We start from the raw sequence: 11,134 nt of genomic DNA on the forward strand, positions 1-11,134 counted from the left end.
ATGTGCATTTAATGATAATAATATCAAATAGCTGAGACGGAGATTTCTGTCCGGGAGTGGATATGTCTGATCAGATTACGCCGGTAAGAGATGAAAAAGGATTGTTGCCTTTGGAAGAAAGGCATTTTTTACGACTAGGATGGTTAGTGATTGGTGTGGGGATACTGGGATTTCTCATTTGGGCCGCGTTAGCACCGTTGGATAAAGGGGTTGCATCTTCAGGTGTGGTGGTTGTGGATGGTAATCGTAAAACAGTTCAGGCCCCGGCAAGCGGTATCATCAGCCAGATTAAGGTTGTTGAAGGAGAAACAATAAAAGCGGGTCAGACACTCGTCCAGCTCAGTCAGGTGCAGGCAAAGGCACAGGTCGATGCACTTCAAGATCAACTGTATACCACGCTGGCAACGGAAGCCCGTTTATTAGCCGAACAGCATGGTGATGAAGCGTTAATTTTCCCCGACATATTACAGCAATTACAATCTGAACCACGGGTGAATGAGATTATCGAACTGCAAAAACAACTTTTTGTATCACGCCGTGAAGTACTGAGAAGCGACTTGGCAGGGCTTGAGCAATCTGTCGAAGGAATAGATTTCCAAATTAAAGGGCTGAAATCTTCTTTTCTCAGTAAACGCATGCAGCAGGCGGCGCTTAAAGAGCAAATAACTAATCTGAAATCTTTAGCGGATGAGGGCTATTTTCCGCGTAATCGTTATCTGGAACTTCTGCGTGAGCAGGCTGAACTCAACAGCAGCATAGCGGAAATGGAAGGACGAGCGGGTCAGCTTGAAAAGCAATTACAGGAAACACAGCAGCGTATTATTCAGCGCAAAGCAGACTATCAGCGGGAAGTGCGCACACAATTAGCAGAGGTGCAGGTCTCTGCCAGTGAATATAGAAATAAGCTAGATACAGCCCAGTTTGAACTGACTCATACTTCAATTGTTGCGCCGGTTGACGGCACGGTGGTGGGATTAAATATTTTTACCCAAGGTGGGGTTGTTGCTCCTGGCGAAAAACTAATGGAAATTCTGCCGGACCAGATGGCGTTTGAAGTGGAAACTCGTGTTGCGGTTAATTTGGCAGATAAGATTAGTAAAGGGTTGAATGTGGATCTGATGTTCACCGCTTTTAACCAGAATCGGACGCCAAAAGTTGAAGGAAAAGTTGCCGTGATTTCCGCAGATAGGTTGGTCGATCCAGCAACCAGTCAACCTTATTATCAGATGAGAGTGGTTGTCTCTCCTGAGGGAATGGAAAAACTGAAAGGGTTGGATATCAGGCCAGGGATGCCGGTTGAGGTCTTTGTCAAAACGGGTTCCCGCTCTCTGTTAAGTTATCTGTTTAAGCCATTGTTGGATCGGGCTTCAACATCGTTGATAGAGGAGTGATGATGAAACTGAATAATGCTTCTTTATCAAGTGGTTTGCTGATTTTTTTCTGTGTCGGCTTGTTCTCTTTTCCTGCATGGGCATTGAGTTTGACTGAAGCCTATGCGCTGGCGTTAGAAAATGATCCTACTTTTCTTGCCGCAGCGAAAGAGCGGGAAGGCGGTGAAGAGTATGAAAAGCTCGGCAGAGCTGACTTGTTACCTAAAGTAATAATGTCTTACCAAAATTCACCGCGGAATTGGCAACATATGGAGTCTGTTGGGTATGACTTCTGGGGTAGGAAGACAACTAGCAGTCGGGATCGCCAATATAGCAGTTATAACGCGGCTGTTGTGTTGACTCAGCCGTTGATCGATTTTGAAATATGGGCTCGTTATAAAGCCAGTCAAGCTCACACCTTGATGAGTAATGAGCGTTTTCGGGCAGATTTTCAGCAATTGGCTGTTCGGGTCGTGAATGCTTACGTAGATGTGGCTTATGCACAGGATCAGATTGATTTAGTCATACGGCAGAAAATGGCTTATGAAAAACAACTGGAACTGAATAAAAAGTTGTTTATTTCTGGTGAAGGGACACGTACTGATGTGGTGGAAACACAATCTCGTTACAGTCAGGCGATTGCTGATGAGATAGCAGCTAAAGACGATTTGGATGCGGCAATCCGAAGTTTACAGCTCATTGTGGGTGTCTCTCTCCCTGTTGATTTACCGGTGCAACGGTTGTCAAATAAAAAACGATTCCAGATATTGAAGTTGTTACCTGAACGTTATGAGGCGTGGGAAGAATTGGCATTAGCCAACAATCCGGTCCTGGCCGCTTCGCGTCAGGAGGTGAAAGCCGCGTACCATGAAGTACAGCGTAATCGGGCAGGCTATTTACCTAAGCTGGAGTTTTATGCTTCCCATTCTGAAAACGAATCCAGCAGCGATAATACCGTAGATCAAAAATATCGAACCGATACCATTGGCTTACGGATGAGCATGAATATCTATAATGGTGGTGCTACGTCTGCCTCTGTACGTCAGGCGGCGGCCAACTATGGCAAGACTAAATATGATCTTGATGCTCAGGCTGGAGAAGTCCTCAATGCATTACGCCGCAATTATAATCAGTACTTAAATAGTGAAAAACGGATTAGTGCTTATGAAATGGCGGTTGAATCAGCTAGCTTACAGGTAGATGCGACCAGTAAAAGTGTTGCGCTTGGGCAGCGGGTTAATGTGGATGTCTTGAATGCTGAACAGCAGTTATATACTGCTCGACGCGATCTCTCACAAGCAAAATATAATTATATTAAGGCTTGGATCGGCCTGCTTAGTGAGGCCGGAGAATTAAAAGGCGAACATCTGGATAAGATAGCGAAGTATTTTCGTTAGGTTGCTGTTGTCAGTCGGAGTTGTTGCAGATTACCATTTAAAGCCAGATCGGTACGTAATGATGCAACTTCCCGGCTGATAAACGCCATTTCTTGATTTGATTCTAGTTTATTGCGCCATTTATCGGGTTGTTGGTCGAGGTTCTGGAACAGATTATCCAGTGTACCGGCCTGTTGCAGTAAAGTGGCAGCGGTTTTCGGCCCGATCCCCTGAATCCCCGGAATTTTACTGCTACTTATCCCCGCCAGCCCCCAATAATCAGGCAGTTGTTCTGGTAAAACGCCAAACTCTTGTTGAACAAATGGCATATCCAACCAGCGTTTCTGGAAGTAGTCACGGATACGGATATTGGGTGAAAGTAATTGGCAATAACCTTTATCAGTAGAAACAATCGTCACGTTGTGACCAGCGGAAGTCACTTTTACGGCTAGTGTTGCTGCCAGATCATCAGCTTCATGCCCTTTGGCATGCCAGCAGGTGACCCCTTGTTGTTCAAATGATGCTCTGATTTGTGGCATTTCTTGTTGCAGATTGTCAGGCATGGGCGAACGGCCGGCTTTGTAGTCAGGTAATATCTGGTGACGCCAACTGTGACTGCGATTCTCTTCATCGAATACTGCAACGGCATGCGTGGGATGAGTATGTTGGATAAGTTGCCGTAGCGCATGTTCACAAGCAGGAATGCATGGACTACCCTGTACAGCATGAATGCGTCGGATAAGGTTAAGAGCGTCAACAATGAGAAGGTGTATCATATGGGATCACTTTAAATAGCATAATGCTCCATCCGTGGAGCGCAGGTATTTTTTCAGGTAATTTTATTTGATGATTTCGTAGCAAGGTTCGTAGGCAGTACCTCCCGGTAGTTTCATTCGGTACTGTTCCACAAAGTCTTTCAGTAGCTTATCCATATGGCGCATTATCCTAGCATCACCGTGGATTTTGAATGGACCCTGTTTTTCAATCGCTTGAATACCTACCTCTTTTACATTGCCTGCAACAATTCCAGAAAAAGCCCGGCGTAGTGATGCTGCCAGTTTTTCAGGGGGTTGATCAGGATAGAGATTAAGATCCGCCATGTTTTCATGAGATGGTTCAAACGGCTGTTGCAAATCATAATTGATTTTCATTGACCAATTAAAACTATATGCATCACCGGTACTGTGGCGGCTATCTCTCACTAATGGCATCGCTTCTTTCATTATTCTGGCAACTTCAGGCGCATTATCAATGATAATGTGATAGTAGCGTCGTATATCTTCGCCCAATGTATGAACAATAAATTCGTCCAGAACCTGGAAATAGTTTTCACTCTCTTTCGGTCCGGTAAGAATCAATGGCAGTATTTGCTCCTGATTTTCTGGATTCATCAGAATACCTAGCAAATAAAGCAATTCTTCTGCTGTACCGACACCTCCTGGAAAAATAACGATACCATGAGCGATACGAACAAAAGCTTCCAGACGTTTTTCGATGTCTGGCATGATAATCAACTCGTTCACTAATGGATTTGGGGGTTCAGCCGCAATGATTGATGGCTCGGTAATACCAATAAAACGGCTATTTTTGTAATTCTGTTGGGCATGGCCGACAGCCGCACCTTTCATCGGTGCTTCCATTGCTCCGGGACCACAGCCGGTACAGATATTCAGTCCACGTAACCCAAGCTGATTACCGACTTTACGGCCATACTGATACTCTTGCTTACTAATTGAGTGGCCTCCCCAACAGACGATCATGTTGAGATCTTCATCGGTATGCAGTGCTCTGGCGTGGCGCAGAATAGAGAATATTCTGTTGGTGATATGCGCGCTATGCTCTGAATCGGAATAATCCTGTTGTTCTGGATCGGTAATCTGTGTATGAACAAACAAGATATCCCGCAGCACTGCGAACAGGTTAGCTTGTAGTGAATGAATAATTTTTCCATCAACGAATGCATCTTCTGGTGGATCCACCAGTTCCAGTTTTACTCCGCGCTCACGGCGCAATACGTTAATCTCAAAATCGGTGTATTTAGAGAGCAGCTCTTTGCTATTATCGGTTTGGCTACCTGAATTGAGCACGGCCAGTGAGCAATTACGGAACAGGCGATACAGATCACTTTTTGCGGTACTCTTTAGCATATCTACTTCAAGTTGAGATAATAAATCCATCGAGCCGAGTGGGTTGATATGTGTGATCAAGAATGACTCCTTGTATACCGTGTATGGATTACATATCAATATCACTAAACTGAATGTATTACATGCCCTATTTCAGCTTATTTTTCACGAATTGCGTTTAGGAAAGCAGATTTAGAACGGATTTATTGACGTGCCAATCTGCCTGTTTCTGGAACAAAGCCTTCACTATTTGTACGCCACGGATTGATATCTAATCCCCCACGACGGGTATAACGAGCGTAGACTGAGAGCTTTTCTGGTGCACATAATTGTTGTAAATCGCTGAAGATACGCTCGACACATTGCTCGTGAAACTCATTGTGATGCCGGAATGATATCAAGTAACGTAACAATGCTTCCCGATTGATTTTTAACCCTTTGTAGTGAATCTGGACAGATCCCCAGTCAGGTTGATGAGTGATCAGGCAATTAGATTTCAGCAGATGGCTAACCAAAACTTCTTCTACCAGCGGGCCTTGTGCTGCATCTTGCAGATAATGACGATTGAAATCATATTCAGTCACTTCAATGTCCTGATCGTCAATACATTCACCTGTAAAAGCGGAGATTGGCTGGTTATTGAAATGATCTAAGTGATAGAGTGACACTTCCACCTTGCCTTCAGCACAAGCAGCCAGATCGCGCTGTAGTGTTTCTTCGACGGCTTGCCAGTTTTCAAAACGAGTTTGGTTAAAGCTGTTCAGATAGAGCTTAAAACTTTTAGATTCAATCAGGTTTTTACTTATTGCATTTAAACTAACATGTCCGATAGCAACTTGTGGCAAACCGCGGCTATTCAGCCATGATAGTTCATACAGTGTCCAGATATCAGCGCCATGAAATGGCAAATTATCAGGGAAAATTTCCAGCGGTTCACGGTTCATATTACGGGGTACAGCTTGCAATAAGCTGGCATCATATTGGTCACGATATAAAGTGGTTTTACCCAGAGTAAGTTGCTCAAGAGCTTGGTGATCCCGATATAACGACATGTTATTCCTCAAAATCTGATAATAGTGGTTGCTTAAGTTTAGCAAGTTAGCGCGTTTGTCTGAATTTTATTTGTTCGCTCATTTTTGGTTTACTATAAAATTGCTAAGTACACCCTAACAGTTACTGGTTGAAAATAATATGATTTCTAATGTTACAGAAGCGTTGTCTAATTTTACCCGTTGTTATGTTGATTTGTGGCAGAAGGAAACCGGAACCCCTCCTGCAAGCCGTGAACTTTATGGTGTACCATCACCTTGTATTACCCAAACTGGTGACAACGAAGTTTATTGGCTTCCTCAGCCTTTTCCTTTAGAGGATAAGCTGAATAGCGTCGAAGTTGCACTGGATATACAATTGCAGCCAGCAATTCATGATTTTTATACATCACAATTGGCCGGTGATATGACGGTAACGTTTGAAGGTCAACGGCTTAGTTTGATTCAGGTTTGGAGTGAGGATGACTTTATCCGTTTACAGGAAAACTTGATAGGACATTTGGTGACACAGAAACGGCTGAAACTGTTGCCAACGGCGTTTATTGCGCCGATGGAATCAGATGATATGGGTATCATTTCTCTGTGTAATTTGACCGGTGAAGTGATCTTGGAACAGTTTGGCAGTCATAAACGAAAGCGCTTATTTACCGACTTAATTGGGTTTCTTGGCGCAATTGAACCTGCCTTTATGCGTTAGGCCCCGATTTTTAACGCTGCCTTTGTGAGATATCTCTTACACTTCATGTAAGAGATATCATTGTTTACTTTTGTAAGTTTCACATTAGTTTATTATTTTCATTTTATTTCAATAGTCTATAAATAATCACAGATTTTATTCTTTGCCCTGACTTACTAGTTCCATTATGTGTAGCTTGTTTCATCGAACGAATTAATTCATTCTGTCCTCAGCAGGAAAGGAATCATTGCGCACAATTTCTCAAGGACAGATGAGTGATGATGGTCAGGATGACAAATGCATAACAGGATCGTATGCAACATAAATAAAATGATGGGTAACGGATAACCAACTAGGGACAATTTGTCAAGGAGTGAGCAGGGAGCATATTATTAGCGGGACTGCTATAAAATCAACTTAAGGGGAGCGCTTGTGCGCTCCCTTCTCTTATTTGGTGGAGCAAGCAAATTTTCAGCTAAGGGGGATCGATGGTATTCTTGCGGGCTTGGTTGTTTTGAATAAAAATTGAGTCAGGCTGAAAATATGAGTACTGCAAAACAAATTCTGCATAAATTACAGTTAATTGAAGAAGCCATGAGGGAAATTGACCTGTGGCAGAGTCATCCGCCTAAACCGGAAGCTTTCGAAAGTGTTGAGCCGTTTTCCATTGATCGGATGTTAGCTGAAGAGTGGTTGCAGTGGGTATTGATTCCGAGAATGTATGCATTGTTGGAGCAGGGATTGGCGTTGCCTACGGCATTTGCTATCGCGCCTTACTTTGAGGAGTCTTATAAAGAAGATACTACCGGGCGTTACCAGCAACTGTTTGAACATCTTCGTGCGTTGGATCGCTTATTTATGCAGGATAACGTCTGATATGTTGGAAGTGTTATACCAGGATGATCATATTGTGGCAGTTAACAAGCCAGCGGGGTGGTTAGTTCATCGTAGCTGGTTGGCGCGTCATGAAACGGTCTTTGTTATGCAGACATTGCGTGATCAGATTGGTCAGCATGTTTTCCCTGTACACCGTCTGGATAGACCGACGTCAGGCGTATTGCTGATGGCGCTTTCCAGCGATGTTGCCCGTCAGCTCTCTCAACAGTTTGAACATCATCAGTTACAAAAAACTTATCACGCCGTCGTGCGCGGTTATGTGTTGGAATCAGCTATTATTGATTACCCTCTGGTTGAGGAGCTGGATAAGATCGCGGATAAATTTGCAGAGGGTGATAAAGAGGCTCAACCCAGTGTGACTTATTACCGACCACTGGCAACGGTGGAGTGTCCGGTAGAAATAGGTCGTTATCCTACATCACGTTTTAGTTTGTTGGAATTGACACCGAAAACAGGCCGAAAACATCAATTAAGACGCCATATGGCACATATTCGTCACCCCATTATTGGTGATACAACGCATGGCGATTTACGGCAAAACAGAGGGGTTGCTGCTCATTATCAAACCAGCCGGTTGATGCTTCATGCCAGTTGTCTTGAGTTGAATCATCCTGTTACGGGTGAGAAATTATCGCTTACGGCAAAATGGGATGTATCATGGCAGCGTTTAATACAACAATTTGGCTGGCAAGGTATTATCCCCGATTTGGAATATGATAGTCATTAGCGAAAGCCTTCGTTAACCCTTGTCCAATGGGGGCTACGTTATAAGGATAAAAGCCCGATAGGGTTTTTAATACAGTTGAAATTCTGGCTTGTATATGATCTGACTTTGAATATGCTTCGTGCGGAAACAACAAAAAAGCTAGTACTACAGCCGTACTTACTTTTTTCAACAGAAAAGACACCCACAGAAAAGCTTAATTCATGCGGTTTCTCAGAGTTGTGAGCATCAAGGAAAATGCAACTTTCTGGTATCTACGGCTGTAGTACTAGTATTCGCATATTACGTTAGTATTTAAATAAAAAATGCATAATTTTTTGAAAAAATGGATTTAAATATTATTTTCGGAAATATTTTTGTTCTATTTGAAAAAAGATGTTTTTTCCATAAAGGTGAATATAACTTTTTGAAAGTTATGAATAAAATAAAATTTTAGAAAGAATAAAAATGTAAATAAATGTAAAGACAGTTTGGTTTTAAACTGAAAAATAATACAAATCCTCTGAACCAAATTGGTCTTTATTATATTAACTATATTAGAGTAGGAAGATGACATATATTAAGGAAATTAAGCTTGAGCAAAGTGAATCTACCGTGATTTTTTATAAAGATCTTCTAGGATAGTTAATTCGTGATAAATCAAAATATTGAAAGTTATAAATGGACAGTGTTATTTATAGCTACGATAACGCAAGCATGTGCGTGTTTTTTTGTTCAAGGGATAGGTTCTATCGCGCCATTGTTGCAACAACAGATGTCGTTATCTGCATTCCAAATTGGGTTACTGGTCTCGTCTGCTCAACTTGCACCATTAGTTGGTTTACTAGTAGTTGGAGAATTACTTGATAGGTTTAATGAAAAGTACGTGGTAAGTATAGGTGTTTTCTTAGTTGGAATGACTCTATGTTTTACCCTATTTTTTGATAACTATTATGCGATTCTCATACTCTTATTTATTCTTGGGATTGGATATAGCTCTGCGCAACCAGGTGGAGCCAAATCCGTTTCTAATTGGTTTCCAAAAAGTCAGTTAGGTTTTGCTATGGGGATTAGACAAGCAGGATTACCTTTAGGAGGGGCTTTAGCGAGTTTAATCCTACCATTTTTGGCAATACGTTTTAATTGGCATTTTGCTTTCTTTGCTAGTGGATGCATTGCTATTTTTGGGGCTACACTCTTTTTTATCTTTTATAAAGATAAAGATCCTAGAGCAAAGCAAGTACGGAACATTAATATTATATCGACTATCCGAAATAAAATATTAATGGTTAAAGAACCTGCGATGTTTAATATTATGTTGTCTGGGGCTTGTTTAACAGCCGTTCAATATAGTGTGGTTATTTATCTAATTTCTTATTTTTATGAAGAGCTAAAAATTTCGCCATCTATAGGTGCAACTTTATTATTTTCAGCTCTTGTCTCTGGGGGTGTAGGAAGAATAGCCTTAGCTGCTTGGAGTGACAGAACAAAAACAAATAGATATTTTCAAGTATTATGTTGCTTATTTTGTTCTTTAATTGGAGTCACGATTTTATTTTTTATTAAAACTGATAGTTATTATTTTTTATTCTCATTAATGATCTTACTTGGTTTCTTTGGAGTAGGTTGGTATGGCCCTTGGGTCGCTTATATAGCAGATACAGCTCCTAAAGATAGGATGGGATTTGCTTTAGGTTTGGCTATGACTGCTAACCAAGTCTCTGTGATTGTTATTGCGCCATTAGTAGGGATATTAAGAGATATTACAGGTAGCTATAATTTAAGTTGGATATTATTGATGCTTTTTACTTTCTTTACTTTACTCAGTACTTACTTTAGAAATAAAAAGGTATTAGCAAGCTAATATAGGGTATGATTATTATATCTTTACTGCTTATCATCAATGATTTTATAAAAAGCACTTTAGGGTGCTTTTTATCTTTCATAATTACTAAGATAAGCATTTGTAATAGCGTATCTTTCAATTGTGTGGTATCTATATCATCCTCATCACTTGGCATAAAATAAATATTTTCTGTAAGTATATAAATATTTGAATTTTTCAGATGATATAATTGAAGCCCCTTATTGATTGTAGTCTAAAATGATGCAAAATCAGCGTTGAAAACTATGAATGTTTCTTCTATTGAAAAAGGAAGTTAGACTGTATTATTAGTCAGTGCGGTTGATTTTTGTTCGTGTGAAATACCCATCATTATTATGTCTCTTCATTGCGCAATAATTTTTTTAATATAATAATTATGTTGGATTTATTGTTTTTTTAGAGTTAATGGTAAAGTGAAAAATAGTCGAAATAACTATTGAAGAAATTAGTAATATTGTAAATCCAGAAATGATGTCTTCAACGCCAACACCTAAATAAATAGTATAAAAAAGGATGATCATAGTAATAAATACATAAATACCTGATTGCATACCCAAAGTATAAAGAGAGTTTTTTGAATATAATCCTAGATAAGAGAAAAAAATAGGTTGCATAATGGTATTAGCTAAAAATACCATAATTGTGAATAGCAAATAGAGTATGCCAGAATTTGTTATAATGCCAAGTAAACAGATAAAATCATTCCTCCGCTTTTAAGCACGGTATCTACCCAAATCATGAGACCCGATGAGCCGGTAATATTTGCGGCACTTAATAGTATACTCAGCACAACAGCTCTATTGTTAAACATGGTGATCATCATCCTTATGCAGTATTTACTTCATTCACTCTAGTAATTTCATTCTACTATTATTTTCATTGAAATAGAGTTTAAGAACCTATCCCAAAAGGAATTATCATATTCTATAACGGATAATTTCTGAAGGTATAGAGAATATGGCAAACAATAAATGGCGGCTCAGTGATGAACTTTGGGGAAAAATGGCGCCACTTATCCCCGAATATAAAACTCAGCATCCGCTAGGCACACA

General features: G+C 40.6%; 9 protein-coding genes and 1 pseudogene. 7 read left to right on the forward strand and 3 right to left on the reverse strand.

The window, feature by feature from the left end; genetic code table 11:
- The first annotated feature begins 62 nt into the window (after nucleotides 1-62).
- On the forward strand, nucleotides 63-1,391 hold the full coding sequence (locus AAC155_RS07135; protein ID WP_191214784.1) for an HlyD family type I secretion periplasmic adaptor subunit: 1,329 nt from the start codon (nucleotides 63-65) through the stop codon (nucleotides 1,389-1,391).
- Nucleotides 1,391-2,767, forward strand: coding sequence for a TolC family outer membrane protein (locus AAC155_RS07140; RefSeq protein WP_113041580.1), 1,377 nt, complete (start codon nucleotides 1,391-1,393; stop codon nucleotides 2,765-2,767). Before AAC155_RS07135 ends, AAC155_RS07140 begins: the two co-directional genes overlap by 1 nt.
- Here AAC155_RS07140 and xni read toward each other — a convergent pair.
- From xni to queF, 3 genes are all read right to left on the reverse strand, one after another.
- Nucleotides 2,764-3,522, reverse strand: a complete 759-nt coding sequence (gene xni, locus AAC155_RS07145) for a flap endonuclease Xni (protein WP_113041581.1) — start codon at nucleotides 3,520-3,522, stop codon at nucleotides 2,764-2,766. The two genes, AAC155_RS07140 and xni, sit on opposite strands and share 4 nt — an antisense overlap.
- 63 nt (nucleotides 3,523-3,585) lie before the next feature.
- The gene (gene ppnN, locus AAC155_RS07150; RefSeq protein ID WP_113041582.1) at nucleotides 3,586-4,953 is read right to left on the reverse strand and encodes a nucleotide 5'-monophosphate nucleosidase PpnN; all 1,368 of its coding nucleotides are present in this window, start codon (nucleotides 4,951-4,953) and stop codon (nucleotides 3,586-3,588) included.
- Between the two features lie 122 nt (nucleotides 4,954-5,075).
- Nucleotides 5,076-5,924 carry an NADPH-dependent 7-cyano-7-deazaguanine reductase QueF gene (gene queF / locus AAC155_RS07155; RefSeq protein WP_113041583.1) on the reverse strand — a complete coding sequence of 283 codons (849 nt, stop codon included), beginning with the start codon at nucleotides 5,922-5,924 and terminating at the stop codon, nucleotides 5,076-5,078.
- 139 nt (nucleotides 5,925-6,063) lie between these two features.
- Here queF and syd point away from each other — a divergent pair, with 139 nt between their 5' ends.
- The 5 genes and pseudogenes from syd to AAC155_RS07180 form a co-directional block, all read left to right on the forward strand.
- Nucleotides 6,064-6,618: a SecY-interacting protein gene (syd, locus tag AAC155_RS07160; protein ID WP_113041584.1), complete on the forward strand. Its 555-nt coding sequence runs from the start codon at nucleotides 6,064-6,066 to the stop codon at nucleotides 6,616-6,618.
- 522 nt (nucleotides 6,619-7,140) lie between these two features.
- A complete protein-coding gene (locus tag AAC155_RS07165) occupies nucleotides 7,141-7,473 on the forward strand; it encodes a YqcC family protein (protein WP_011145040.1) in 333 nt (110 codons plus the stop codon).
- Nucleotide 7,474: 1 nt separating this feature from the next.
- Nucleotides 7,475-8,221: a tRNA pseudouridine(65) synthase TruC gene (truC, locus tag AAC155_RS07170; protein WP_113041585.1), complete on the forward strand. Its 747-nt coding sequence runs from the start codon at nucleotides 7,475-7,477 to the stop codon at nucleotides 8,219-8,221.
- Between the two features lie 628 nt (nucleotides 8,222-8,849).
- Complete coding sequence (locus AAC155_RS07175) at nucleotides 8,850-10,061, forward strand: MFS transporter (RefSeq protein WP_205068537.1); 1,212 nt, start codon at nucleotides 8,850-8,852, stop codon at nucleotides 10,059-10,061.
- A gap of 978 nt (nucleotides 10,062-11,039) precedes the next feature.
- A pseudogene (locus tag AAC155_RS07180) lies at nucleotides 11,040-11,134 on the forward strand (IS5/IS1182 family transposase); the annotation flags it as partial.

Source organism: Photorhabdus sp. HUG-39, assembly GCF_963878365.1.
GTDB lineage: Bacteria > Pseudomonadota > Gammaproteobacteria > Enterobacterales > Enterobacteriaceae > Photorhabdus > Photorhabdus kayaii.